We start from the raw sequence: 26,991 nt of genomic DNA on the forward strand, positions 1-26,991 counted from the left end.
TCCTGACCGGTTACCGACCTTCGCAGGGCAACGGCGCCATGCGCGCCGTTGCCCACGGTGTTGTTACATCAGGCCTTTTTTCGCCAGTTCTGTTTTGAAGTTGTCACGGGTGATCAGCACCACGTCGGTCACTTCGGTGAACTTCGGTGGTTCAGCGCCTTTGTTCACCCAGTTGTACAGCATCTCGATGCTCTTATAGCCATGCACGTCCGGGCTTGGCAGCAGCGAGCCGTAGAAGCCGGTCGCCTGGCCTTTCGACAGTTCGTTCACCGCATCGACACCGTTGATGCCGATACCAATCACGTCCGGTGCCTTAAAGCCCTGACCTTCCGTCGCACGCACGCCACCCAATACGGTGTTGTCGTTCATGCCCAGCACCAGCCAGTGTTTCACGCCGGGATGCTGTACCAGCAGGGAGTTACCGGCATCGAACGCGCCAGGGATATCGTTAGATTTGGTGGGCACTTTGTAGATCTGGTTAGCCGGGAAGCCTGCGGCCTTCAGGGCATCCATTGAGCCGCCGGTACGACGACGCGCGGTATCCAGCTCATCCGCGGTGATCGCCATCACGCCAGTATCCTTCGCATCCCAGCCGCGTTTTTTCATCTCTTTATACAGTTCCTGCCCCTGACGCTCGCCAATTTTGGTGGCGGCCATCATCACCAACGGCACGGTGTCCATCGGTTTGCCTTTAGCGGTCACAAACTGGTCATCCACGGCAATGACTTTCAGATCGTAACTGCGGGCCTTGGCAACAATGGCAGAACCGAGTTTCGGATCGGGCGTACAGATAACGAAGCCTTTGGCGCCGCTCGCCGCCAGGCTGTCGATGGCATTCAGGGTTTTTTCACCATCCGGCACGGCAATTTTAATCACTTCAAAGCCCATCTCTTTCCCGGCTTTGTCAGCAAATTTCCACTCGGTCTGGAACCAGGGTTCTTCGGGCTGTTTGACCAGGAAACCAAGTTTCATGGTCTCGGCCATAGCTGATTGTGACATAACGGCTGCAAGGCCAATGGCAGCAAGCGCGTAGGGTATTTTGTGCATGAGGCTCTCCGGCTCAGTTCCCGCTTTTCGGCGGTGTGATGTAAACGGTATCATTCGGAATGCTGCCCACTTAAGGGCTTAAAACAGCAAGTTTTTCGGTCAGGACAGAAGGACCTGTGCCGATGAGCGCTAGTTTTAACGGGAACTTACGTGAGAAAGGGAGAGCGGTATCACACCCTGAGATTACAGTTATTCTGTCCATACATTTAGCTAAATTAACCTTCATGTAACCTTTGAGCTACATCACAGAATCCCGCACCATGACAGAAAAGTGCATATTTGCAGCGTCCTTAACCTAACGGCAAAGCGCGCCACTTCTTAGGGTAGTCAGACAGGTTTATACATACCGTCTGGAGAGAAGAACATGCAGTTGGGAGCCATAACAATAGGTCTGGATTTTGGCAGTGATTCGGTTCGTGCTCTGGCGGTGGATTGTGCCAGCGGACAGGAATTGCATTCACAGGTAGTGGCTTACTCTCGCTGGCAAGCCGGGCTTTATTGTCAAAGCCGCATCAACCAGTTCCGCCATCATCCTCAGGACTATATCGACGCCTTTGAACAGGCCATTCGTGACGTTGTCACTAAACTAACCCCCGGGCAGCGACAGAATGTGGTGGGCATCGGCGTGGATTCCACCGGTTCAACCCCTGCCCCCATCGATCGCCACGGTAACGTGCTGGCATTGCTGCCTGAGTTTGCCGAGAACCCCAACGCGATGTTCGTGTTGTGGAAAGATCACACCGCGATAAAAGAAGCCGAAGAGATTAATGCCCTGTGTCATGGCGGAAAGTTCGAAGACTATTCACGCTTTATCGGCGGTATTTACTCTTCCGAATGGTTCTGGGCGAAGATCCTGCACGTCAGCCGTGAAGATCGCGCGGTGCGCGAAGCGGCGGTCTCCTGGATCGAGCTGTGTGACTGGGTGCCGGCCTTACTGAGCGGCACCACGGCACCGCAGGATATCCGTCGCGGGCGCTGTGCGGCGGGGCATAAATCCTTGTGGCACCCGGAATGGCAAGGCCTGCCGACCCGCGAGTTCCTTGACGCGCTGGACCCGATGCTCACTGCACAGCTGGATACTCCGCTGTTTAACCAGACCTGGACCGCCGATTTACCGGTTGGCCAGATCACCGCTGAATGGGCCGAACGCCTGGGCCTGCCCGACACCGTGACCCTGTCCGGCGGCGCTTTTGACTGCCATATGGGCGCCGTCGGCGCGGGCGCACGTCCGTATACGCTGGTGAAAGTGATTGGCACCTCGACCTGCGACATTCTGATTGCCGACCCGCAGCGCGTGGGCGATCGCGCCATTAAAGGCATTTGTGGTCAGGTGGACGGCAGCGTGGTGCCGGAGATGATCGGTCTGGAAGCCGGCCAGTCTGCCTTTGGCGATATGTATGCCTGGTTCAGCCGTCTGCTGAGCTGGCCGCTGGATCAGGCGGCACAAAACAACCCTGAGCTGGCTCCGAGCCTGGCCGCCATCCGTAAGAACCTGCTCAACGATTTGACCAAAGCCTGGGCTGACGATCCGCAGCTGGAGCATCTGCCGGTGGTGCTGGACTGGTTTAACGGTCGCCGTACGCCGTTTGCGAATCAGCGTCTGCAGGGGGTGATCACCGACCTGAATCTGGGCACCGACGCCCCTGCGCTGTTTGGTGGATTTATTGCCGCCACCGCTTTTGGCGCGCGCGCCATTATGGAGTGTTTCGAGCAGCAGGATATCCCGGTCGAAAGCATTCTGACCCTCGGCGGCATTGCCCGTAAATCGCCGGCAATTATGCAGGTGTGTTGCGATGTGATGAACCGCCCGCTGGATATCGTCGCCTCTGACGAGTGCTGCGCGCTGGGTGCGGCGATTTTTGCCGCCGTCGCCGCCGGTGTCTACCCGGACGTCCCGTCCGCGCAACAAAAGATGGCCAGCCCGATTGCCACCACCTTGCAGCCCGACGCCAGCCGCGTCGATCGCTATCAACAGCTTTATCAACGTTACCTTCAGTGGTGTGAAGTGGCCGAACCGCAGTTTGCCGCTCAACCGTCCAAAATTTAAGGAGAATGAAAAATGACTCAGCCTAATGCGCTTAACGTCTGGTTTGTGATTGGTACTCAGCATCTTTACGGCGCGGAAACCTTGCGTCAGGTGGAACAGCATGGCCAGCAGGTCGTGGACGGGCTTAATCGTGACGGTCGTCTGCCGTTTAACCTTGTGCTGAAGCCACTGGTGAAAAGCCCGGACGAAGCGCTGGCGCTGTGCCGTCAGGCCAATCATGCGGAAGACTGCCTGGGCATCGTCACCTGGCTGCATACCTTCTCGCCGGCCAAAATGTGGATTGGTGGCTTAACCCTTCTCAACAAGCCGCTGCTGCAATTCCATACCCAGTTCAATGCTGAGATCCCGTGGGACAGCATGGATATGGACTTTATGAACCTGAATCAGACCGCGCACGGCGGCCGCGAGTTCGGCTTTATCGGTGCACGTATGCGTCTGCAACACAGCGTGATCACCGGCCACTGGCAGGATAGGGTCGCGCAGGAGCGTCTGGGCCAGTGGATGCGCGCGGCGGCGGCGAAACAGGCCAGCCAGAATCTGAAAGTGGCGCGTTTCGGCGACAACATGCGTGAAGTGGCGGTGACCGAAGGCGACAAAGTGGCGGCACAGATCCAGTTCGGCTATTCGGTCAACGGCTGGGGCGTCGGCGATCTGGTTGAAGTGATCAACGGCGTCAGTGACGGCGACGTCAACGCGCTGGTAGATGAGTACGAAAGCCTGTACGACTTCACCGCTGCGGCCGCCGTCAACGGTGAGAAGCGCCAGAACGTGCTGGACGCGGCGAAAATCGAGCTGGGCATTAAGGGCTTCCTGCAACATGAAGGCTGCATGGCGTTCACCACCAACTTCCAGACGCTGCATGGCATGACCCAGTTGCCGGGCCTGGCGGTGCAACGTCTGATGCAGCAAGGTTATGGTTTCGCCGGCGAAGGCGACTGGAAAACCGCCGCGCTGCTGCACGTGTTTAAGGTGATGGCCACCGGCTTGCCGGGCGGCACCTCGTTTATGGAGGATTACACCTATCACTTCTCACCGGGCAATGAGCTGGTGTTGGGTTCCCATATGCTCGAGGTCTGTCCGTCGATCGCCAAAGAGAGCCGCCCGTTAATTGACGTGCAGTATCTGGGCATCGGCGGTAAGGCCGATCCGGCGCGGATGATCTTCTCCACCCCTGCGGGCCGCGCGGTGAACGCCAGCGTGATCGATATGGGCGATCGTTTCCGCCTGCTGGTCAACGTGGTGGATGCCATTGAACAGCCTAAGCCGCTGCCTAAGCTGCCGGTCGCGCGGGCGTTGTGGCATGCGCAGCCGTCACTGGCCACCGCGTCCGAAGCCTGGATCCTTGGCGGCGGCGCGCACCATACGGTGTTCAGCCAGGCGCTGACGGTTGACGATATGCGACAGTATGGCGAGATGCATGGCATTGAAGTGCTGGTGATTGATGATGAAACCACCCTGCACGGCTTTAAGGATGCGCTGCGCTGGAACGAGGCCTATTACCGTCTGAATCAGCGCTACTAACTCAGTAATGGCCTGAGTTCATAAGGCCTTAAACGAAAAGCCCTTCTGGTTGCAGAAGGGCTTTTTTTACTAATGGTGAACCAGGGTGGCGAAGTAATAAACCAGCGGGATGGCGAGGATCAACAGCCCCAGCGGCACCTCGCGGATCTTACCGGCCACCAGTTTGATCAGGATATAGAACAGCAGCCCACCGGCGATCCCGGTACCGAAACTGTTGGAAATCAGCGTAATCATCACCATCATCAACACCGGCAAGGCTTCGGTGAAATCCGCTAAATCCACCTTGCGCAGGTTGCTGAACATGTTAAGGCCAATCAGCATCAGTGCAGGCGCGGTCGCCTCTTTCGGGATCATCAGCGCCACGGGCGTAAAGAACAGCATCAGCAAAAACATCACCGCGGCAGCCAGCGCGGTCAGCCCGGTTTTGCCGCCCGCGTCAGCCGCGGCCGAGGACTCAATCAGCGCGGTGGCCGCAGGAATACCCACAATCGGCCCCAGTGCCGCCGCAATCGAGTCGACGATAAACGGCCGGTTTATCTGCGGCATATTGCCGTGCTCATCCAGCAGCCCCGCTTCGCCGCCGACCGCCAGCGTGGTGCCCATGGTGGAGAAGAACTCCGAGGCGAAAAAGATAAACAGGAAAGGCAGGAAGGCGATATTCAGCGCCCCCCACAGATCGACCTGGCCAAACAGCGGCGCAAGCGAATGCGGCAGCGACATGCCGTGTTCCGGCAGATGGGTAACGCCCAGCGGGATACCGGCGGCAGTAGCCAGTAAAATCGCCCACAGTATCGCGCCCGGCACTTTGCGCGCCTGCAATCCGACCGCCACCAGCAGCCCCAGCAGCGCAATCAGCGCGCCGGGCGCGGTAAAATCGCCCAGCGCCAGCGCATGCGTTTTGGCATTGGCCAGCACCAGTCCGGCGTTACGAAAGCCCAGCAGCGCCACAAAAATCCCGATTGAGGCGGTCAGTCCCAGCTTGATCGACTGCGGCACCGAGCGCGTCACCACCTCGCGCAGCCCGAACACCGTCATCACAAAGAACACAATCCCTGACCAGCAGGCAATCCCCAGCGCGATGGGCCAGCTGATGCCATCGCCTGCCAGGGTAATGCCAACCAGCACCGATCCGCCGATGCCCGGCCCGACCATAAACGGCAGATTGGCGTAAAACGCCATCAGCAGCGAGCCCAGCACAAACACCAGGATCACCCCGGTGGTGGCCGCGCCCTTATCCATGCCGCCCGCCGCCAGCAGGCTGGGGATCACCACCAGCAGATAGGCTGCGGCAAGAAAACCGGTGATACCCGCCAGGCACTCGGTTTTGCTTTTGGTCTGGCGCTGACGCAGCTGGAAACGGCGCTGTAGCCAGTTGTCTCCGGCGACGGCGACGCTATTTTTTACCTCACTTTCGGCCATGCTTCACTTCCCCTGAATGTTGTTATTGTTGTGTTAAAGCGCGTCCGGCCAGATGGCCAGCACCGGATCGACAATTTCGCGCGTTGCGCCGTCGGTCAGGCCGAGATCCGTTAAGTGCGGCCCGGCGTTACAGGCCAGACAGGTGCCTTCTATCGCCTTAAACACCCGATACGGCGGCTCCCAGTCGGCAACCTGACCGCTCAGCTCACGCAGATTTTTAAACTGCTCCGCCAGCGTTTCTGCCGGCAGCTCAGACAGCATGCCGGCAATCGGCATCGCCACCTTTGCCAGCAGCTTGCCGTGCTGGCTGAGCGCCATCCCGCCACCGCAGGCGATCAGCTGATTGGCGGCCAGCGCCATATCCCGCGGATCCCGGCCTATCACCACCAGATTGTGCGAGTCATGTGAATACGAGGTGGCAATCGCCCCGCGCAATTCGCCCCAACCTTCCAGCAGGGCCATCTGTGGCGTGGCCGCATGGCGTCCGTGACGGTGCTTGACCCAAATCAGGCTGAAGCCATCCGGCAGTTTCACCGCGCCATCACGCACCGCCACCGTCACTTCACTCCACTGGGTGAACCGCGCGCCCTTGATGTTCCGCAGGCGGGCCGTGCCCTGTTGCAGACCTGGCACCCGCAACTGGAAGTCCGCTTCTGTCAGCGCATCGATGCGCAGCGTATCGCGCGGCGGGCTGACATCGCTTGCCGCAGCCGGCGTAAACAGCAGTTTTCCCTCGCGGGCAACGCAGTCACCACCGACGTAGACGCAGGCCGGATTAAGGTTTTCCAGTGAATCAAAGGCAATAATATCGGCGGTGCGACCGGCAGCGATCAGCCCCAAATCCGCCCGTTGCAGCCGGTTTGCCGCGTTCAGCGTCGCCATTCTCAGCACGTCTTCCGTACGCATGCCCGCGGCCACCAGCAGTTTCACCAGTGCTATCATCCCGCCTTTCTCCAGCAGATGGTCCGGCGGCACGTCGTCGGTGCAAAGGGTAATTTGTGAAGAGAGATGCGGTAAGGCCAGCAGCGCCTGGGCGATATCGGGCAGCAGATAAGGATGGGAGCCGCGAATTTGCAGGGTTAATCCGGCGCGCAGTTTTTCCAGCGCGTCTTCTGCCGAGGTCAGTTCATGATCGGAGGTGACGCCAGCGGCAAGGTAGGCCTGCAACTGCTCATCCTTCAGACCGCGCGCATGGCCCTCGATCAGCTTGCCGCTTTTCAGGCCCGCATCAAGGATCGCCATCATTTTTTCGCTGCCGTTAAGCACCCCGGCCATATCCATCACTTCCGCCACGCCCGCCACCTCGGGCCAGCTGAGCATGGTTTGCATCTCTTCGCCGCCAACGTCTGCGGCGGACATTTCCAGTCCCGGCGTCGACGGCACGCTGGACGGCGCGGCGCAAATCACCCGCAGCGGCAGATTGCGGCTGGACCGCACGGCATACTGCACCCCGGCCACGCCCAGCACGTTTGCCAGCTCATGCGGATCCCAGAACACCGTGGTGGTGCCCTGCGCTACCACGATCTCCGCGTATTTTTCCGCAGGAAGATGCGAGCTTTCGATATGCACATGGGTGTCAATCAGGCCGGGAGAGAGAAAATGGCCGGACAGGTCATCGGTGTGGGTAGCCTGGGTAAATTTGCCGCGAGGATGCACGCTGGCAATCATGCCGCCGATCAGGCCGACATCGGCGTCACGGATCTCGCCGGTGACCATATCGACGATCGCCGCGTTAATCAGCAGGCGGTCGAAGGGGATTTTGCCCAGCGCGGCCTGGATAGCCCGTTGACGCAGGGGCATGGGCGCGGTTGTCTCGTTCAAGTCGGTGTCCACAGTGGCGGAAGGTTGAGGCTAATGTAGGCAGCGGACGAGGCTTTGCCCAGATGAATTATTTTATCCGTTTATAAGATGCGGTTATGCTTAGCAATCGTTTTCCCTGTTTCGTGAATTGGCTGGCCATTATGTCTGAACCCTGGCGTCGGCTTCCGGCGTTATCCCTGAAGCAAATTCAGTACTTTGTCGCGCTGGCGAAGCTGCGCAGCTTTACCGAAACCGCTAACCGCCTGGCCATCAGTCAGCCGGCGTTAAGCAGCGCATTACGGCAGATTGAGTCGGTGCTCGGCGGCAAATTATTGAAGCGTACCGCGCAGGGCGTGAGCCTGACCGAACAGGGAGAAGCGGTGCTGCCCTATGCCGAGCGGCTGTTGAATACCGCGCACAGCGCGTTTGATGATATGCAGCAAATTATGCAACAGGGCGGCGATGGCACCTTACGCATTGGCCTGGTGCCGTCGGTCAGCACGCTGCTTTTTCCGGTGGTCCCGCAACTCTTGTCGGCGCACTTTCCGGCGATGCGGGTGGAGTTCCACGATCTGACCAACGACGCTTTACTGCTGGCGGTAGAAAACGGCTCGGTCGACTTTGGCATTGGCGCCACGGACAGCACGGTGCCTGACACCATCGCCGTGTATCCGCTGCTTGAGGATCCTTTTGTCGCGGTGATCCGCCGTGACGATCCGCTGGCTGAAGGCCATAACATTCCGTGGCGACAGCTGGCCAAACGGGAACTCGCGCTGTTTTCTAAAGGGAACGTCAGCAGACTGGTCACCTCAATGATTGAGAGTCACCGGTTGCAGTTGCGGGTGGGATATCGGGTCGATTTTCAGGAAACGCTGTATGGACTGGTGCGGTCACGTCTGGCGCTGGCCATCCTGCCCGAGCTGTACACCGCGACCTTAAACGATAACGAACTGAGGGTGATCCATTTACAGCAGCCGACGCTGAGCCGCACCGTTGCCATGATGCGCAAGCCTGCCCCACTGCGATCGCCCAAAATTGAGCACTGTTTCCAGTTTTTGCTGCACTCCTTCCATCGGCAGATCGCCGGGCAAGCGGCAATCTGAATTCACCGGCGCTGGGTGACCCGCTGAGGCCACCCATTGCCGGGGTTTTTATCCTGCCAGACGCTTCACCGGCGCATTCTGCTGGCGGTCCCACATCACAGTCAGCAGCCGCTGCAGCGCGATAAAGGCGAACAGCAGGATGCCGATGGCAATCTTGGTCCACCAGGAACTTAAGGTGCCGTCAAAGTTAATCCAGGTCTGGATCAGCCCCTGGATCAGCACGCCAAACAGCGTACCCAACACCGTGCCAACCCCGCCTGACAGCAGCGTACCGCCGATCACTACCGACGCGATGGCATCCAGCTCGACGCCCATCCCCGCCAGCGCATAGCCGGACGAGGTGTAGATCGAGAACACGATGCCGGCCAGGGTAGCCAGCGCAGATGACAGCATATAGATACGGATGGTGGTGCTGCGGGTGGAAATCCCCATCAGCTGGGCGGAAGTGACGTTGCCGCCGATGGCATACACCTGATTGCCAAAGCGGCTGCGGTGCGCCAGCACGATGCCGAACACCACCACCACCAGCATGATCACCGCCAGCAGGCTGAGCCGCCCGCCGCCTGGAATTTTCCAGGCCAGGCTGGAGAGCGTGCTATACAGCGGATGATCGATCGGCAACGAGCTTTCGGAGACCAGGAAGCTGCTGCCGCGCAGGAAGAACATCCCGGCGAGGGTAATAATAAACGCCGGGATTTTCAGCGCGTCGATCAGCCAGCCCATAAAGGCGCCAAACGCCGAACCCATCACCATCACCAGCGCAAACGCCAGCCAGGGATCAAGATGGAAATCACCGATGGCGCGGGCAAGGAACACGCCGGTAAAGGCGATCACCGCGCCGACGGACAGATCGATGCCGCCGGAGAGGATCACAAAGGTCATGCCGACCGCAATAATGCCGAGGAAGGCGTTATCGGTCAGAATATTGGCGATCACCCGCGTGGAGGCAAAGCCGGGAAACTGACTGAGGCAGAACAGATACCCGGCAACAAATACCAGCAGGGTAATCATCAGGGGGAGATGACGTTTAAGCACCTTTGCGTCCTCGCTTGAACAGTTGAATAAACCGTGGCGACTGAATCAACAGCACCGCCATCACCACCACCGCTTTCACGACCTGATTCAGTTCAGGCGGGAAGCCTGACAACAGGATCCCGGTGTTCATTGCCTGGATAATCAGCGCGCCAATCAGTGACAGCAGCAGGTTGTAACGCCCGCCCATCAACGACGCGCCGCCGATGACCACCGCCAGGATGGCATCCAGCTCCAGCCACAGCCCGGCGTTATTGGCGTCGGCGCCGCGAATATCGGCGGCCACAATCAGCCCGGCCACCGCCGCGCATAAGCCACTGATCACATAGGTGGTCATTACGATCAGCCAGCCATTCACCCCGGCATTGCGTGCGGCGCGCAGGTTGATGCCCACCGCTTCGATAAACATCCCCAGCGCCGTTTTACGGGTCAGCAGCCAGACCAGCAGCGCCATCACCAGGGTGATCCACACCGGCACCGGCAGGGTAAACAGCGTGCCGCTGCCCAGCCGCGCCAGCGAATCACTGTCGAAGGTGACGATTTGCCCCTGGGTGATCAGCTGCGCAATGCCGCGCCCCGCCACCATCAGGATCAGCGTGGCGACAAACGGCTGGATCTTCAGCAGGGCCACCAGCACCCCATTCCATAAACCGCAGAGAATGCCGGTGCCCAGCGTGGCCAGTACGATCACCGGCAGGCTGTGTCCGGAGACGGTCAGCGTCGCCGCCGTGGCACCGGCAATCGCCATCACCGCGCCCACCGACAGGTCGATGCCGCCGGTGGCGATCACCAGCGTCATGCCGATCGCCAGTATGGCCACCGGCGCCGCACGGTTAAGGATATCGATCGGGCTGCCAAACAGACGGCCGTCCTGAATATGAATGGCAAAGAAATTATTGGCCACCAGGCTGTCGATAATCAGCACCAGCACCAGCGCCGCGATTTGCGGCATCCCTGCGGGCAGTTTGCGTTTGAACATGCGCGTTTTCCCCGGCACCAGATGTGACTCAAGCATTTTGGGTTCCCCCAGCGGCGATAGCATTAACAATGGCGGCGACGGAGAGTTGCTCAAGCGGAATTTCCGCCACCTGCTGACGATCTCTGAGGATCACCACCCGATCCGCATAGCCCACCAGTTCTTCAAGTTCAGAGGAGATCACCAGCAGCGCCAGCCCATCCGCACACAAGGATTCAATCAGGCGAATAATTTCGGCATGCGCGCCGACATCGATACCGCGCGTGGGCTCATCGAGGATCAGGAACTGCGGTTTTGTCACCAGCCAGCGGGAGAGCAGGACTTTTTGCTGATTTCCCCCCGACAGCAACTCGACCGGCTGATCGGCATTCGGCGTGCGGATGCCCATCGCTTTGATAAAGCGGTCGGCGATCTGCTGCTGCTCACGGCGCTTAATGGGACGCAGCCAGCCGCGCTGGGCCTGCAACGCGAGGATGATGTTTTCCCGCACCGATGCCGCGCCGACGATGCCGTCGGTTTTACGATCTTCCGGGCAGAAGCCCATGCCGAGGTGCGAGGCCTGCGCCGGCGTGCGGATAGTGCGCTTTTTGCCTTTGATCCAGGCCGTGCCGCTGTCGGCCCGGCGGATGCCAAAGAGCAGTTCGGCGGTTTCTGTCCTGCCGGAACCCAGTAATCCGGCCAGACCCACCGCTTCGCCCGGACGGACGCTCAGGCTGAAGGGTTCAATGGTCCCTTTCTTACCGTAATCCTTAAATTCCACCACCGGCTGATTGCTTTTAAGGGTGCTACCGGCGCGTTGCAGTGCCGTTTCCAGCAGTTCACGTCCCAGCATCAGCTTAATCAGTTCAATTTGCGGCAACGCCCGGGTATCACGTGTGGCAACGAACTGGCCGTTACGCAGCACCGTGATGCGGTCGCTGACTTTGTAAACCTGGTCGAGAAAGTGGGTGACGAAAATCAGCCCCATGCCTTTAGCTTTCAGCTGATTCATCAGCGTGAACAGCATCTCCACTTCACTGGCATCAAGACTGGCGGTCGGTTCATCGAGGATCAGCACTTTGGCCGACAGATCCACCGCGCGGCAGATGGCAATAATCTGCTGCATCGCCACCGAGTACTGCCCCAATGGCCGGGTGACATCCAGTTCGAAACCGTAGCTGTGCAGTAACGCCTCGGCCTTACGCACCAGCGTTTTGCGGTCGATCAGACCAAAGCGGCGCGGTTCACGGCCAATATACAGATTGTCCGCCACCGACATATTCGGCAGCAGGTTAACTTCCTGATACACGGTACCAATGCCGATGCTCTGCGCTTCAGCGGTGTTTTGCGGATTGATTGCCTGACCGTCCAGCGTCACGCTGCCACTGTCGCGTTTATAGACGCCGGTCAGCACTTTGATAATGGTGGATTTACCGGCACCGTTTTCCCCCAGCAGCGCCATAATTTCGCCCGGGCGGACATCAAAAGAGACATTATCCAGCGCTTTAACGCCAGGAAAGGCTTTGCTGACGCCACTGATGGTGAGCAGTGGCGTCATTGAGGTGTTCTGGGAGTTCATACGACTTCGCCTCAACCATGAAAAAAGCCGCCTGAGGAGCAGGCGGCGCGGTGGTTAGTAACCCATGCCTTTTTTCTTGTCTAACTGAGACTGCGCATCGGCAGGCAGATAAAGCTTCGATTCGGTTTTGATGATTTTTGGCGGCATGGTGCCGTCTTTCTTGAATTTCTCCAGCGCATCGAACGCCGGGCCAGCCATATTTGGCGTCAGCTCAACGTTGGCATTCGCTTCGCCAGCCTGCATGGCTTTATAGATATCCGGCACGCCGTCGATTGAACCGGTCAGGATATCTTTGCCTGGCTTGAGACCGGCTTCTTTGATGGCCTGAATGGCACCGATAGCCATGTCATCATTGTGGGCATACACCATGCAGATATTTTTGCCGTTGTTCTCAGCTTTAATAAAGCTTTCCATGACTTCCTTACCTTTGCTGCGGGTAAAGTCACCGGACTGAGAACGAATAATCTTGATGCCAGGCGCGCTGGAGATTGCTTCCGCAAAGCCTTTTTTACGGTCGATGGCGACGCTGGCGCCAACGGTGCCTTGCAGCTCAACCACGTTACACGGCTTACCATTCTGCTGTTTGACCAGCCAGTCGCCAATCAGCTTACCTTCGTAGACGTTATCGGCGGTGACCACCGCCATATACAGCGACTTGTCTTTTACCACGATGGCGCGGTCTAACAGGAACACCGGGATCTTGGCGTCTTTCGCTTCTTCAAGCACCGGCTCCCAACCTGTCTGCACCACCGGCGCGATAAAGATCGCATCCACGCCCTGCGCGATAAACGAACGCACGGCCTTGATTTGGTTCTCCTGTTTCTGCTGACCATCAGCAATTTTCAGGGTGATCCCGCGCTTCTGGGCCTCGCTTTTCGCCACGCTGGTTTCCGCTGCACGCCAGCCTGATTCGGAGCCAACCTGCGAGAAACCGACCGTCATGGATTCAGCCAGTGCGGCGCCGGAGAGGCTTGCACTGATGAGGGTGGTTAAAAGTAAACGCTTCCACATGATCATTTTTCCTCTGATGGGATTTGGTTGTGTAGGGTCAAACGCCACTAAATCCTGGACTATCCTGAAGCAAACATTTACGACAACGCTCACAAAACACAACAATTAAAAGAGGTTACGCGATTTGACCGCTGGCAACGGCAGGCGGCTGATATGGATAAAACGCGCGGAGGGTTTTCAGGACATGTTAAATAACTGTAATAAACATAAGCGCTTAACAATTGCCTCAATGGAAGCGATTACAACACCGCGTCAGGTTCTGTCACGCGCTGCGGCGGTTTTAGCGGCGAAGGTAATTAACAGTTTTGTGACTCACACCACATCTGCACAAGACCAGCAGCAGAAAAGCTGATGGCAGAATGACCGAATGGGATTAAAAATACGCAAAATTCCTGGGCTATAGTCTGAATTTACAGTCAGTTACTCGTTTGTCCTCTGGACAGAAACCCTGCCAGCCATATACTTGGGCCTCCTGATCCCTATCCCTAACGGCCATCATGACAGTCGAAGATTATCTGTTGAAGTTTCGTAAAGTGAGCTCGCTTGAAACGCTGGAAAAGCTGTTCGATCATCTGAATTATTCTCTTACCGATGATAATGAGATTTCGAATATGTATCGCGCTGCCGATCACCGCCGCGCAGAGCTGACCTCTGGCGGTCGTCTGTTTGATTTGGGTTGCGTGCCAAAATCGGTCTGGCGCTATGTGGTCTAAATTTTCCGTTCAATAATGAACTGGCCTTCCGTATACTCTTTGGTCCTCAAGGTGCGTGACTGGTTTGGATCACAAACGGTCGTTATTACCCGATTTAAAAGGATTAAAGAGTGGCTACAGCTTCACCCCCACGCATTGCCGGACTGCTTCTGGTGCCGCTCGCCTGGTTAATTATGACCATGCTGACCAGTGCCGTTGTGGTGGCCATGTATTTGAGCGCGTTATTAACGCCAGAACTGCGCAGCGCCCTGTTTAATAACACCCATGCGTTTACGCTGCAGTGGAGTATTTCACTGTTGACCTCTCTGGTGGTCTGGGCCTACAGCATTTGGGTGACATGGATTTTTTGCAAACGCTCACGTCGGCTGCCCCGTCATTACATTATCTGGCTGCTGATTACCGTACTGCTGGCGATCAAGACCTTCGCGTTTTCGCCGGTCAGCGATGCGGCGGCGATCAGAACTTTGTTGATTGCGCTGCTGGCCGCAGCGGTGCTGGTGCCGTACTTCAAACGCTCCCAGCGGGTGAAAACCACCTTTATTGAGCCGTGAAGCTGAAAAAACCAGCAAAAATTTAATCCTCCGTGCGTTTAGGGAATATCCTTACTGCTGGTATGTTGTCGTAAAGCCGCCAATGTTCGATAATAGGCGGCTTTCTTTTTATCAGGCCAAAACATGACCGAATACCTGCTTCTTTTTGTTGGCACAGTGCTGGTGAACAACTTCGTTCTGGTGAAGTTTCTCGGCCTCTGTCCCTTTATGGGCGTTTCCAAAAAACTGGAGACGGCGATTGGCATGGGACTCGCCACCACATTCGTTATCACCCTGGCCTCGATCTGCGCCTGGCTGGTAAACCACTTTATTCTGCTGCCGCTGGATCTCGTTTACCTGCGCACGATGGCCTATATCCTGGTGATCGCGGTGGTGGTGCAGTTCACCGAGATGGTGGTGCGCAAAACCAGCCCGGATCTCTATCGTCTGCTGGGGATTTTCCTGCCGCTGATCACCACCAACTGTGCGGTGCTGGGCGTGCCGTTGCTGAGCGTTAACCTCAATCACACCTTCCTGCAGGCCGCGTTGTTTGGCTTTAGCGGCGCGCTGGGCTTCTCGCTGGTGATGGTGCTGTTTGCCGGCATCCGCGAACGTCTGGTGCTGGCTGAAGTCCCTGCCCCGTTTAAGGGCTCCTCGATTGCGCTGGTGACGGCGGGTCTGATGGCGTTGGCCTTTATGGGCTTCACCGGGCTGGTAAAATTCTGATGACTGCGGTGTGGATTGCTATTGCTGTGTTGAGCGTGCTGGGCCTCGTGTTTGGTGGCCTGTTGGGCTACGCCTCACGCCGTTTTGAAGTGGAAGAAGACCCGATTGTTGAGCAGATCGATGCGATTTTGCCGCAGAGCCAGTGCGGCCAGTGCGGCTATCCTGGCTGCCGTCCATACGCTGATGCGGTGGGCAACAACGGTGAGATGATCAACAAGTGTGCGCCAGGCGGCGAGCAGACCATGCTGAAGCTGGCGGCGCTGTTAAACGTTGAGCCGCAACCGCTCGGTGACGAAGCGGTGCTGGAGCCAGAGCGCAAGGTCGCCTGGATCGATGAAGAGAACTGTATCGGCTGTACCAAATGCATTCAGGCCTGCCCGGTTGACGCCATCGTTGGCGCGACCCGCGCGATGCACACCGTGCTGAGCGACGTCTGCACCGGCTGCGACCTCTGCGTGGCCCCTTGCCCAACTGACTGTATTGAGATGCGTCCGGTTGCGCCAACCACCGCCAGCTGGAAGTGGGATTTAAACACTATCCCGATCAAAGTTATTCCTGTAGAACGTCATGCGTAATCTGTTCAAATTCTTAAAGAAAGAGCCAATCTGGGATTTCGAAGGGGGCATTCATCCTCCTGAAATGAAAACCCAGTCTAACGGCACGCCGTTACGCCAGCTTCCTTTGCCCGCGCGCTTTATCATTCCGATCAAGCAGCATATCGGCCATGAAGGTGAACTGCTGGTGAGCCCAGGTGATAACGTGCTGCGCGGCCAGCCGCTGACCTTTGGTCGTGGCCGGATGTTGCCGGTGCATGCGCCCAGTTCCGGCACCATCGAAGCGATTGGGCCGCATATCACCGCGCATCCTTCCGCGCTGGCTGAAATGTGCATTTATCTGACGCCTGACGGTGAAGACCGCTGGTGCGAACTTCAGCCGGTGGCGGATTACCGTCAGGCCGATCGCAGTGAGATTGTGAACCTGATCCACCAGGCGGGCGTGGCCGGTCTCGGCGGTGCAGGCTTCCCTACTGCCACCAAGCTTAAAGGCGGTTTGCGCGGGGTCAGTACGCTGATCATCAACGCGGCCGAGTGCGAACCCTACATTACCGCTGACGATCGTCTGATGCAGGACTGCGCGGACGAAGTGATCGAAGGCAGCCGCATTCTCGCCTGGGTGCTGCAATCCGACCGGGTGTTGATTGGCATCGAAGATAACAAGCCTGAGGCCATCGCCGCGCTGAAAAAAGCGCTGGGTGAAGCCAAAGATATCCAGATCCGCGTGGTGCCGACCAAATATCCGTCGGGCGGCGCCAAGCAGCTGACCAAGATTCTGACCGGGCTGGAAGTGCCGCACGGCGGCCGCTCAACCGATATTGGCGTGCTGATGCAGAACGTCGGCACCGCCTTTGCGGTTAAACGGGCGATCGTCAACGGCGAACCGCTGACCGAGCGCGTGGTGACGCTGACCGGCGAATCGGTCGGCAAACCCGGCAACGTCTGGGGTCGTCTCGGCACCCCGATCAGCCATCTGCTGCACAATGCCGACTTCAGTCCGGCATCCGGCCAGATGGTGGTGATGGGCGGCCCGTTGATGGGCTTTACGCTGCCCACGCTTGATGTGCCGGTGGTGAAGATCACCAACTGCATTCTGGCCCCGGCGGCCAACGAAATGGGCGACAACGAAGCAGAGCAATCCTGTATTCGTTGCAGCGCCTGTGCCGATGCCTGCCCGGCCGCCCTGCTCCCTCAGCAGCTGTACTGGTACAGCCGCGGAAAAGATCACGATAAAGCGCGCGAGCACAATATCGCCGACTGCATTGAATGCGGCGCCTGTGCCTACGTCTGCCCAAGCAATATTCCGCTGGTGCAGTATTACCGTCAGGAAAAAGCCGAGATCCGCGCCATCGACCTTGAAGCCGAGCGGAATGCGCAGGCCAAGGCCCGGTTTGAAGCGCGTCAGGAACGTCTTGAGCGAGAAAAGCTGGCCCGTGAAGCGCGCCATCAGCAGGCTAAACGCCCGGTCACCCGCAGCGATGCCGACAACGTTGAAGCAGCGTTAGCCCGTGTGAGGGCGAAAAAAGAGGCTGAGGCGCTGGCCGGGGAAGAAAATCCGGTTCAGATCGCCCAACGCACTGCACGCCATGCTCAGGCACTGGCGCATGGCGCCGAACGCCAGTCAGAAACCGAACCGGCGACCCGTCAGGTGGGCGATCCGCGTAAGGCGGCGGTTGAAGCCGCCATTGCGCGCGCGAAAGCCAAAAAAGCCGCGCAGGTTGAACCGGCGACAGCCGATGCCGAACCGGCGGTCGATCCGCGTAAAGCCGCAGTAGAAGCCGCCGTGGCGCGGGCGAAAGCCCGAAAAGCCGCGCTGGCCGCTGATAAAGAAGCCGATGCTGAGCCGGTGGCGCAAGCCGCTGCGCCGGAGCCGACTGAAGAACCGGTCGACCCGCGTAAAGCGGCAGTTGCGGCCGCTATTGCCCGTGCTAAAGCCAAGAAAGCCGCGCAGGCGGCTGAAGCTGAGCCAGTAAAACAGGCTGATGTTGCGCCAGAACAGACTGCCGCTCATGACGACACGCATTCCGCAGGGCCGTCTGAACCTTCAGACGATCCCCGCAAAGCGGCAGTGGCGGCGGCCATCGCACGTGTAAAAGCGCGCAAGGCGCAGCAATCGACGCAAGAGGATTAAATGGCTTTTCGTATCGCAAGTTCGCCCTACACCCACAACCGCCGCAGCACCAGCACCATCATGCTGCTGGTGTTGCTGGCTGCCTTACCGGGCATTGCCGCCCAGCTGTACTTCTTTGGCTGGGGTAACCTGATTCAGGTGCTGATTGCCGCCGCCGCCGGGGTCGCTGCGGAAGCGGCGATCCTGAAAATGCGTAAGCTGCCGCTGTCAAAAACCCTCGGCGATAATTCCGCCCTGCTGACCGCGCTGCTGTTGGGGATCAGTATTCCCCCACTGGCACCCTGGTGGCTGATCGTCATCGGGACGGTGTTTGCGGTGGTGATCGCCAAACAGCTGTATGGCGGATTAGGCCAGAACCCGTTTAACCCGGCGATGGTCGGTTATGTGGTGTTACTGATTTCGTTCCCGGTGCAGATGACCAGCTGGTTGCCGCCGGATACTTTGCAGTCGATCACGCCGGGCTTTATGGACACCCTGAGCATGATCTTCCAGGGTCATACGCTGGCTGGCCATACCATGCAGCAGTTGCAGATTGGCGTGGATGGCATCAGTCAGGCCACGCCGCTGGATACCTTTAAAACCGGTCTGCGTGCCGGGCACAGCGCTGAACAGTTGCGGGCACAGCCGATTTACAGCGGCGTGATTGCCGGTCTGGGCTGGCAGTGGGTCAACGTCGGCTATCTGGTCGGCGGCCTGTTCCTGCTGTTTACCAACAGCATTCGCTGGCACATTCCGGTCAGCATCCTGCTCTCGCTGGCGCTGTTTTCCTTCGTGGGCTGGTTCTTCTCGCCGGACAGCCTGGTGTCGCCAATGGTGCATCTGTTCTCCGGTGCCACCATGCTGGGCGCGTTCTTTATCGCCACCGATCCGGTCACCGCATCAACCACCAATAAAGGCCGCCTGGTGTATGGCGTGTTGATTGGTTTGCTGGTGTGGCTGATCCGCAGCTTTGGCGGCTATCCGGATGGCGTGGCCTTTGCGGTGTTGCTGGCAAATATCACCGTGCCGTTAATTGATTACTACACGCAGCCGCGCGTTTACGGCCACCGGAAGGAAAAATAATGCTGGATGCGATTCGTAAAAACGGCGTCACGCTGGCGGTTTTCGCTGCCGTGACCACCGGCGTGACGGCGATAATCAATAATGTCACCAAGCCAACCATCGATCATCAGACCGAACTCCAGCAAAAAATCCTGCTGGATCAGGTGGTTCCGACCGACCTGTATAATAACCACATTCAGCAGGAATGTTACATTGTCACCGATCCGGCGCTGGGCGCGGGCCCTCAGCACGTCTACCTGGCGCGTAAAGATGACAAGCCGGTGGCCGCTGCGGTTGAGACTACGGCACCGGACGGCTATTCTGGAGCCATTAAGATGATTGTTGGCGCCGACTTTAACGGTAAAGTACTGGGCGTGCGCGTGGTTGAACACCATGAAACGCCGGGCCTTGGCGATAAAATTGAGCTGCGCATTTCGAACTGGATCAACAGTTTTAACGGCGTGCAGCTGAAAGGCAAAGACGACGCCCAGTTTGCGGTGAAGAAAGATGGCGGCACCTTCGACCAGTTCACCGGGGCGACCATTACCCCACGCGCGGTGGTCAACGCCTCTAAACGCACCACGCTATATATTGAAACATTGCCAGGTAAGCTCGCTTCCCTGTCACCTTGTGGAGAGTCCAATGAGTGAAGCAAAAACGCTGATTGTCGGCGGCCTGTGGAAGAATAACTCCGCGCTGGTTCAGCTGCTGGGGCTGTGTCCCCTGCTGGCAGTCACCTCGACCGCCACCAACGCCCTTGGCCTCGGCCTGGCAACGACCCTGGTGCTGACCTGCACCAACTCGGCGATCTCGGCTTCACGTCGTTGGGTGCCTGCTGATATCCGCATTCCTATCTACGTGATGATCATTGCGGCGGTGGTGAGCTGCGTACAGATGCTGATCAATGCCTATGCCTACGGCCTGTATCAGTCGTTAGGGATCTTTATTCCGCTGATCGTCACCAACTGCATCGTGGTGGGACGCGCCGAGGCGGTTGCTTCGAAAAGCAGCGTTGCGCTGTCGGCGCTCGACGGCTGTTTCATCGGACTGGGTGCCACCAGCGTGATGGTGGTGTTGGGTTCACTGCGCGAGATCATCGGTAACGGCACCATTTTCAATGGCGCAGACCAGCTGTTAGGCCCGTGGGCGAAAGTGCTGCGCATTCAGGTGTTCCATTTTGATTCGCCAATGCTGCTGGCAATGCTGCCACCGGGCGCGTTTATTGGTCTCGGTATGCTGCTGGCCGCCAAATACGTTATCGACAACAAGCTGAAGGCACGTGCGGCGCTGAAAGCCGCTCAGGAAGCCCAAAGCCTGCCTGAAGGGAAAGCGAGCGCGCTGTGAATAAGGACAAACGTCAGCAAATTTTGAGCCGGTTGCGGGACAATGACCCGCATCCCACCACGGAACTGGTATTTACCTCCCCTTTTGAGCTGTTGATTGCGGTACTGCTTTCCGCGCAGGCGACCGATGTCAGCGTCAATAAAGCCACCGCCAAACTCTATCCGGTGGCCAATACGCCGGAAGCGATGCTGGCGTTAGGCGTGGAGGGCGTTAAGGAGTACATCAAGACCATCGGCCTGTTTAACACCAAAGCCGAGAACGTGATCAAAACCTGCCGCATCCTGCACGAGCAGCATCAGGGCGTGGTGCCGGAAGATCGTGCCGCGCTGGAAGCGCTGCCCGGTGTGGGTCGCAAAACCGCTAACGTGGTGCTGAATACCGCCTTTGGCTGGCCGACCATCGCTGTCGATACCCATATTTTCCGCGTCTGCAATCGCACCAACTTCGCCCCCGGCAAGAACGTTGAGCTGGTCGAGGATAAGCTGCTGAAGGTGGTGCCGAAAGAGTTCAAGGTCGACTGCCATCACTGGTTTATCCTGCATGGCCGCTACACCTGCGTAGCGCGTAAGCCGCGCTGCGGCTCCTGTCTGATTGAAGATCTCTGCGAGTTTGGTGAGAAAACCGAGGTCTGACCGGCCCCGGTTTATCGTGCCAGCACCTTCTCTCCCGCATTCTTTTCCAGCCGCCAGACATCCACCAGCGACATCACCACCAGCATGGCAATCGCCGCAAAGGCGATATGAATATCCTGCTGGCTGGGTGAGGTTTGCCCGGCAAGCTGCATGGAAAATCGCAGGATCATCGCCGAAATGGCAATGCCAAAGCTCATGCTGAATTGGAACAGGATGCTGAAAATCACCGAGGCTTCACTGAGTTTTTCACGCGGCACATCGGCAAATCCCATGCTGTTATAACAGCTGAACTGCAACGACCGCGACAGTCCGCCAATAAACAGGATGGCGGCAATCAACAAATATCCCTGCGCCGGCGTGATAAACAGGCAGCTCAGTATTGAGAAGACGCTGAGCATCCCGTTAAGAAACAGGATCCGTTTAAAACCAAATCTGAACATCAGCCAGGTGGTCGCCGGTTTCATCGCCAGATTCCCGGCAAATACCCACAGCACCATTGACCCTGCCTGCGCGGCACTCCAGCCAAAACTCAGCTGGAACAGCAGCGGTAACAGGAACGGAATGGCATTAATCGACGCACGGAAGAAGGATCCTCCCACCACCGCACTTCTGAAGGTCGGAATTCGTAGCATCGACAGTGAGAGCAACGGCGTTGCATGTTGCAGGCTGTGACGCCACGCCAGCAGGCTGCACACCACGCCCAGCGCCAGCAGCAGAATGCCCAGCGACATCGACAGGCCGCCCATGCATTCAATGGCAATGATAATCAGGGTGCAGGTCGAGGAGATCAGCAGGAACCCCTTAACATCAAACTGCCGTTTCTCTTCAGCTTTAAACTGCGGCATCAGGTACAGGGTGACAATAATTGCCACTATTCCCAACGGGATGTTTAGCCAAAAAATCCACGGCCAGTGACCGTAGCTGACGATCATTCCGCCGAGCAACGGCCCAATAACGGGCGCAATCAGACCCGGCCAGGTGATAAAGGCGATGGTTTTGACCATGTCCTTCTTTTCCGTCACCCGCAGCACCACCATCCGCCCGACCGGCACCATCAGCGCACCACCGATTCCCTGCAGGATCCTGCTGAGGGTAAACAGCATCAGGTCCTGGCTCAGGCCGCAGAGAATCGAGGCGAAGGTAAAAATCAGGATGGCGGCGGTAAAGATGGTTCGCGCGCCGAAACGGTCCGCTAGCCAGCCGCTGATCGGAATAAAGATCGCCACCGCCAGCAGGTAGGCGCTAATACCGATGTTCAGTGACACCGGACTGACGCTGAACTCTTTCGCCATTTGCGGAATGGCGGTGGTGATCACCGTGGCGTCGAGGTTTTCCATAAAAAAGGTCACTGCAACAAGCAGCGCTAAGGCGGTGGCTTTGGTCATGTTAAGCGTCGGTCCATGGACTAAAGGTTTACTATAGGAAAAAATGATCGCGGGCGGGTTAAAAAAAAAGGGCGGAATTTTCATTCCGCCCTCTTCGCTATCGGCTTCACGTAACAGGAGTGTTCCCTGCTCCGACAGTCAGTGATTATTTAATGCCTTCTTCAGCCGCCACTTCGGCCTGTTCACGCTGCAGCTGGTAATACTCCGCGGTGGACAGCGCCAGCGGCGTTTTGCCACGGATCAGATCCGCCATTTTCTCGGCAATCATTACCGTTGGCGCATTGAGGTTACCGGTGGTGATTTGCGGCATGATCGATGCATCGACCACTCGCAGGTTTTGCATACCGTGTACGCGGCCCTGGGCATCGACCACGGCCATCTCGTCGTTCCCCATCGCGCAGCTGCCGCAGGGGTGATAGGCGGTCTCTGCATGCTCGCGGATAAAGGTATCGATATCTTCATCGCTCTGCACATGTGCGCCAGGCTGGATCTCTTCGCCACAATATTCGGCAAGCGCCTGCTGTTGCATGATTTCACGCGTCAGACGCACCGCGTTGCGGAACTCTTCCCAGTCACGATCTTCAGACATGTAGTTGAAGAAGATCGACGGCGCGGCATACGGATGCTTCGAGGTCAGCTTGACGCGGCCACGGCTCATCGAACGCATTGGGCCCACGTGTGCCTGGAAACCGTGCTCTTTTACCGGGCTGCTGCCGTTGTAGTTGATGGCAACGGGCAGGAAGTGGTATTGCAGATCCGGCCAGTCTGGCTTGTCATCACTGCGAATAAAGCCGCCGGCTTCAAACTGATTGCTGGCGCCAATGCCGGTGCCGTTAAACAGCCATTCGGCACCGATAGCCGGCTGGTTCCACCACTGTAACGACGGATACAGGCTGACCGGTTTTTTGCAGCGGAACTGCATATACACTTCCAGGTGATCCTGTAAGTTGCGACCGACGCCCGGCAACGCATGCACGACGTCAATGTCCAACTCGTGCAGCCACTCTTCAGGGCCGACACCGGAACGCTGCAGGATCTGTGGCGAGGCAATCGCACCGGCACACAGCAGCACTTCACGCGTGGCGTGCGCCTGCTCTTCTTTGCCGTTGCGTAACCAGCTGACGCCCGTGGCGGTTTTGCCGCTGAACAGAATGCGGTCCGTCTGCGCATGGGTGACGATGGTCAGGTTTGAACGCTGCTTGGCCACGTCCAGATAGCCTCTGGCGGTGCTGGAACGGCGGCCCTGGGCGGTCACGGTGCGATCCATCGGGCCGAAGCCATCCTGGCGGTAACCGTTAAGGTCATCCGTTTCGTGGTGACCGGCCTGAGTGGCCGCATCAATAAAGGCGCGGAACAACGGATTATTGCCGGCTTTTGGCGTGGTGACGCTCAGGTAACCTTCGCCACCGTGATAGTCGTTCTCGCCGATGTCGCGTTTCTCTGCCTTGCGGAAATATGGCAGGCAGTTCAGATACGACCAGTTTTCCAGCCCTTTCTTACTGGCCCAGTTGTCGTAATCCATCGCGTTGCCGCGGATGTAGCACATGCCGTTGATCAGGGAAGAGCCACCCAGACCTTTACCACGACCACATTCCATGCGGCGGTTGTTCATCTTCGGCTCAGGATCGGTTTCAAACGCCCAGTTATAACGTTTACCCTGCAGCGGGTAAGCCAAAGCGGCTGGCATTTGGGTACGGAAGTCCCAGCGGTGATCTTTCCCGCCCGCTTCCAGTAAAAGTACCGATACGTCAGCATCCTCAGTCAGTCGCGTGGCCAGTACGTTACCTGCTGAACCAGCGCCAATAATAATATAATCAAATTTCTGCATTAAGCCTCCAGATAGCCGCGACAGTACTGCCGCGGCAAAAAAATCAGTCTGCGAAAAAAAGCGCGCGCATCAGAACGCGGAAGGATACTCGCCCATCTCAATCAGGATGGATTTGGTGCGGGTATAGTGGTGCAGCGTTTCCAGTCCGTTTTCACGGCCGACGCCAGACTGCTTATAGCCACCGACAGGCATAGGTGCCGGTGATTCGCCCCAGGTATTCACCCAGCAAATCCCCGCTTCCATCTGATGGATCACGCGATGGGCGCGGTTCAGCGAGGTGGTGAAAATACCCGCTGCCAGACCGTATTCGGTGTTGTTAGCGCGATCGATCACTTCCTGCTCGTCATCAAATACCAGCACGCTCATCACCGGACCAAAGATCTCTTCCTGCACGATGCGCATATCATCGGTGCAGTCGGTGAAGACCGTGGCTTCCACGTAGCACCCTTTGGCGAACGCGCCGTCAGTCATACGTGAACCGCCTGCCAATACGCGCGCGCCCTCTTTTTTACCGATATCGAGGTAAGAGACGACCTTCTGGCAGTGCCCTTCGCTGACCAGCGGTCCAAAGTTGACCTCGGGATCCAGCGGGTCACCGGCTTTGATGCCGGCCATTTTTTCCTGCAGGCGTTTTTCAAAGGCCGGCAGCAGCGAACGGTGAACAAAGACGCGGGTGCCGTTGGTGCACACCTGACCGCTGCTGTAGAAGTTGGCCATCATCGCGCCGTCGACGGCACGCTCAAGCTCGGCATCTTCAAAGACGATCAGCGGTGATTTGCCACCGAGTTCCATGGTGACCGATTTGAGGTTCGCAAGAGCCGCATCCGCCATGACGCGTTTACCGGTTTTCACTTCCCCGGTGAAGGAGACTTTGGCAATTTTTGGATGCTGGCTGAGACCCTGGCCGACCGGGCCTGCGCCCTGAACCACGTTAAACACGCCATCCGGCAAACCGGCTTCGGTAAAGATTTTGGCCAGTTCCAGCACGCTTAACGGCGTGACTTCGCTTGGCTTGAAGATCATCGCGTTGCCGGTGGCCAGCGCCGGGGCACTTTTCCACAGGGCAATCTGAATCGGGTAGTTCCACGCGCCAATACCGGCACAGACGCCCAGCGGCTCGCGGCGGGTATAAACCAGCGCGCTGTCGCGCAGAGGAATGGATTCGCCCTCTACTGCAACCGCCAGACCGGCGTAGTATTCCAGCACGTCAGCACCGGTGACGATATCGACCGCCGCCGTTTCGCTGATGGGCTTACCGGTATCGGCAGTTTCCAGCTCGGCCAGCTGTTGATTGCGTTCACGCAGCAGCGCAACCGCTTTCAGCAGCACACGGCTACGCTCAACCGGTGTGTAGCCACGCCAGATACGCTGGCCGGCTTCTGCCGAGGCCACGGCACGGTCAATATCCTGCTGGCTGGCAGAGGTGATCTCAGCCAGCACTTCGCCATTGGCGGGATTGATGGTGGTGAATGTTTCGCCATGACCGGGTTCTTCACGGCCATTAATATAAAGTCCACGGCGTTGCATATCTGCCATGCATCCTCCTTTGGGGGTTAGTGTGCTGCGGCGTTCAGCCACAACGCGAGATTTTGATAACAGAGCTCACGGGCATTTTCTACGCCGTTTGCCATCGGCTGTGGCGCTAAGGTCATACGCAACCACAAGCCGTCAATCAGTGCCGCCAGGCTGGCACCCGCATCGCGGGCCTGCTGCGCCGGGAGAACCCGGGCAAACTGCGCGGTCAGGTTCGAATAAAGGCGGCGATCGTTAATCCGCTGCAACCGCTGCAAATCCGGCTGATGCAGGCTGTTGGTCCAGAAGGCCAGCCAGGTTTTCAGCACCGGCCCGGCAATCTGCGAGACGTCAAAGTTGCCATCAATAATGGCGCGAATCTGCGACGCCGGCTGGTCATCCGCCTGTTTCCGATGATGATCGACCGCCAGGTATAAGTCGGAAAGGATCTGACGCATACAGGCATCCAGCAAACCATTCTTGTCGCCAAAATAGTGGCTGACAATCCCGGTCGAGACGCCGGCCTCTTTGGCAATCAAGGCCAGACTGGCATCGGCCAGTCCCACCCTGTCAATTACCGTCAGCGTGGCGCGGATCAGTTGCGCCTGACGTATGGCTTTCATTCCAACTTTTGGCATCGTGCATCATCGGTTTTAACTATTGAATGACAGGGATTATAGACTTTTTATATTGAACGTTCAATCAATAAAAAATTTCAAGGCCTGAAAGCGCCCGTGGTTAAAATGTTATAAAAATCACATTGCGGTGAAAAATCACTGCGAGAGCAAAAAAAATGTGTGATTTCAGCTGTAAAGCCGCTCTGGAAGGTTCAGGCTTATTTTTCAAGATTTAATATGTGATTTTAAAGTGATCTAAATCACATTCAGGCGTTCCGCCTGCGCTAAAATTGCGCTTTTCGATGCTTTCGGATCTGTAAGACTGATTAAAACCGCCCGAATGGTCATTAATATTGCCGGGTTAATCTCTGGCGACAGATTGCTCTATCTTTATGCGCTAAGTTGGTTACTCCGCCAGTTGGATAAACTTACGTCTTATTTAAGCCACTTATATCGCCGTTGTA

General features: G+C 57.6%; 23 protein-coding genes. 12 read left to right on the forward strand and 11 right to left on the reverse strand.

Features of this window, described 5'->3' with window-relative positions; all coding sequences use genetic code 11:
• Nucleotides 1–63: 63 nt before the first annotated feature.
• Entirely contained in the window at nt 64–1,047 is a 984-nt protein-coding gene (locus AC0IXH_RS07350) for an arabinose ABC transporter substrate-binding protein (RefSeq protein ID WP_134824029.1), read from the reverse strand.
• 364 nt (nt 1,048–1,411) lie between these two features.
• Between AC0IXH_RS07350 and AC0IXH_RS07355 the strand changes: the two genes are divergently transcribed.
• Nucleotides 1,412–3,094, forward strand: a complete 1,683-nt coding sequence (locus AC0IXH_RS07355; protein WP_471720269.1) for a ribulokinase — start codon at nt 1,412–1,414, stop codon at nt 3,092–3,094.
• A 12-nt stretch (nt 3,095–3,106) separates the two neighbouring features.
• Nucleotides 3,107–4,615: an L-arabinose isomerase gene (gene araA / locus AC0IXH_RS07360; RefSeq protein WP_105759115.1), complete on the forward strand. Its 1,509-nt coding sequence runs from the start codon at nt 3,107–3,109 to the stop codon at nt 4,613–4,615.
• 69 nt (nt 4,616–4,684) lie between these two features.
• Here the strand turns inward: araA and AC0IXH_RS07365 are convergent, their stop codons facing one another.
• On the reverse strand, nt 4,685–6,034 hold the full coding sequence (locus tag AC0IXH_RS07365; RefSeq protein WP_471720270.1) for an NCS2 family permease: 1,350 nt from the start codon (nt 6,032–6,034) through the stop codon (nt 4,685–4,687).
• 33 nt (nt 6,035–6,067) lie between these two features.
• The gene (locus AC0IXH_RS07370) at nt 6,068–7,834 is read right to left on the reverse strand and encodes an adenine deaminase (protein WP_471721135.1); all 1,767 of its coding nucleotides are present in this window, start codon (nt 7,832–7,834) and stop codon (nt 6,068–6,070) included.
• Nucleotides 7,835–7,995: 161 nt separating this feature from the next.
• Between AC0IXH_RS07370 and AC0IXH_RS07375 the strand changes: the two genes are divergently transcribed.
• On the forward strand, nt 7,996–8,937 hold the full coding sequence (locus AC0IXH_RS07375) for a LysR family transcriptional regulator (RefSeq protein WP_428980702.1): 942 nt from the start codon (nt 7,996–7,998) through the stop codon (nt 8,935–8,937).
• A gap of 48 nt (nt 8,938–8,985) precedes the next feature.
• Here the strand turns inward: AC0IXH_RS07375 and yjfF are convergent, their stop codons facing one another.
• The 4 genes from yjfF to ytfQ are packed head-to-tail and all read right to left on the reverse strand — an operon-like array spanning nt 8,986 to nt 13,514.
• Nucleotides 8,986–9,972 carry a galactofuranose ABC transporter, permease protein YjfF gene (gene yjfF / locus AC0IXH_RS07380; RefSeq protein WP_134824024.1) on the reverse strand — a complete coding sequence of 329 codons (987 nt, stop codon included), beginning with the start codon at nt 9,970–9,972 and terminating at the stop codon, nt 8,986–8,988.
• Nucleotides 9,965–10,984 carry a galactofuranose ABC transporter, ATP-binding protein YtfT gene (ytfT, locus tag AC0IXH_RS07385; protein ID WP_013201977.1) on the reverse strand — a complete coding sequence of 340 codons (1,020 nt, stop codon included), beginning with the start codon at nt 10,982–10,984 and terminating at the stop codon, nt 9,965–9,967. Before ytfT ends, yjfF begins: the two co-directional genes overlap by 8 nt.
• The gene (gene ytfR, locus AC0IXH_RS07390) at nt 10,977–12,503 is read right to left on the reverse strand and encodes a galactofuranose ABC transporter, ATP-binding protein YtfR (protein WP_471720271.1); all 1,527 of its coding nucleotides are present in this window, start codon (nt 12,501–12,503) and stop codon (nt 10,977–10,979) included. The genes ytfT and ytfR overlap by 8 nt, the downstream gene beginning before the upstream one ends.
• A 54-nt stretch (nt 12,504–12,557) precedes the next feature.
• A complete protein-coding gene (ytfQ, locus tag AC0IXH_RS07395) occupies nt 12,558–13,514 on the reverse strand; it encodes a galactofuranose ABC transporter, galactofuranose-binding protein YtfQ (protein WP_013201975.1) in 957 nt (318 codons plus the stop codon).
• Between the two features lie 497 nt (nt 13,515–14,011).
• On the opposite strand from ytfQ, the gene ydgT reads away from it, so the two are divergent.
• The 9 genes from ydgT (at nt 14,012) to nth (ending at nt 21,185) form a co-directional block, all read left to right on the forward strand.
• Nucleotides 14,012–14,227, forward strand: a complete 216-nt coding sequence (gene ydgT / locus AC0IXH_RS07400) for a transcription modulator YdgT (RefSeq protein WP_013201973.1) — start codon at nt 14,012–14,014, stop codon at nt 14,225–14,227.
• A gap of 110 nt (nt 14,228–14,337) precedes the next feature.
• Nucleotides 14,338–14,778 carry a DUF2569 domain-containing protein gene (locus tag AC0IXH_RS07405; RefSeq protein ID WP_013201972.1) on the forward strand — a complete coding sequence of 147 codons (441 nt, stop codon included), beginning with the start codon at nt 14,338–14,340 and terminating at the stop codon, nt 14,776–14,778.
• A 123-nt stretch (nt 14,779–14,901) separates the two neighbouring features.
• Nucleotides 14,902–15,483 carry an electron transport complex subunit RsxA gene (gene rsxA, locus AC0IXH_RS07410; protein WP_013201971.1) on the forward strand — a complete coding sequence of 194 codons (582 nt, stop codon included), beginning with the start codon at nt 14,902–14,904 and terminating at the stop codon, nt 15,481–15,483.
• Nucleotides 15,483–16,058 (forward strand): electron transport complex subunit RsxB, encoded by a 576-nt coding sequence (gene rsxB, locus AC0IXH_RS07415; RefSeq protein WP_013201970.1) that lies wholly within the window; start codon nt 15,483–15,485, stop codon nt 16,056–16,058. Before rsxA ends, rsxB begins: the two co-directional genes overlap by 1 nt.
• Entirely contained in the window at nt 16,051–18,168 is a 2,118-nt protein-coding gene (gene rsxC, locus AC0IXH_RS07420) for an electron transport complex subunit RsxC (protein ID WP_471720272.1), read from the forward strand. Before rsxB ends, rsxC begins: the two co-directional genes overlap by 8 nt.
• The gene (rsxD, locus tag AC0IXH_RS07425; RefSeq protein WP_455915318.1) at nt 18,169–19,230 is read left to right on the forward strand and encodes an electron transport complex subunit RsxD; all 1,062 of its coding nucleotides are present in this window, start codon (nt 18,169–18,171) and stop codon (nt 19,228–19,230) included.
• The gene (gene rsxG / locus AC0IXH_RS07430; protein WP_105759119.1) at nt 19,230–19,859 is read left to right on the forward strand and encodes an electron transport complex subunit RsxG; all 630 of its coding nucleotides are present in this window, start codon (nt 19,230–19,232) and stop codon (nt 19,857–19,859) included. Before rsxD ends, rsxG begins: the two co-directional genes overlap by 1 nt.
• Nucleotides 19,852–20,553, forward strand: coding sequence for an electron transport complex subunit E (locus tag AC0IXH_RS07435; protein WP_013201966.1), 702 nt, complete (start codon nt 19,852–19,854; stop codon nt 20,551–20,553). Before rsxG ends, AC0IXH_RS07435 begins: the two co-directional genes overlap by 8 nt.
• Complete coding sequence (nth, locus tag AC0IXH_RS07440) at nt 20,550–21,185, forward strand: endonuclease III (protein ID WP_455915316.1); 636 nt, start codon at nt 20,550–20,552, stop codon at nt 21,183–21,185. The genes AC0IXH_RS07435 and nth overlap by 4 nt, the downstream gene beginning before the upstream one ends.
• A gap of 11 nt (nt 21,186–21,196) precedes the next feature.
• Here the strand turns inward: nth and AC0IXH_RS07445 are convergent, their stop codons facing one another.
• The 4 genes from AC0IXH_RS07445 to betI all read right to left on the reverse strand — a co-directional run bounded on the left by AC0IXH_RS07445 (nt 21,197) and on the right by betI (nt 26,548).
• Complete coding sequence (locus tag AC0IXH_RS07445; RefSeq protein WP_471720273.1) at nt 21,197–22,570, reverse strand: MFS transporter; 1,374 nt, start codon at nt 22,568–22,570, stop codon at nt 21,197–21,199.
• Nucleotides 22,571–22,715: 145 nt separating this feature from the next.
• Complete coding sequence (gene betA / locus AC0IXH_RS07450) at nt 22,716–24,398, reverse strand: choline dehydrogenase (protein ID WP_471720274.1); 1,683 nt, start codon at nt 24,396–24,398, stop codon at nt 22,716–22,718.
• A gap of 69 nt (nt 24,399–24,467) precedes the next feature.
• Nucleotides 24,468–25,925 carry a betaine-aldehyde dehydrogenase gene (gene betB, locus AC0IXH_RS07455; protein WP_082267236.1) on the reverse strand — a complete coding sequence of 486 codons (1,458 nt, stop codon included), beginning with the start codon at nt 25,923–25,925 and terminating at the stop codon, nt 24,468–24,470.
• Between the two features lie 26 nt (nt 25,926–25,951).
• Complete coding sequence (gene betI, locus AC0IXH_RS07460; protein WP_013201961.1) at nt 25,952–26,548, reverse strand: transcriptional regulator BetI; 597 nt, start codon at nt 26,546–26,548, stop codon at nt 25,952–25,954.
• Nucleotides 26,549–26,991 lie beyond the last annotated feature (443 nt).

Source organism: Erwinia sp. AC075, from assembly GCF_979253995.1.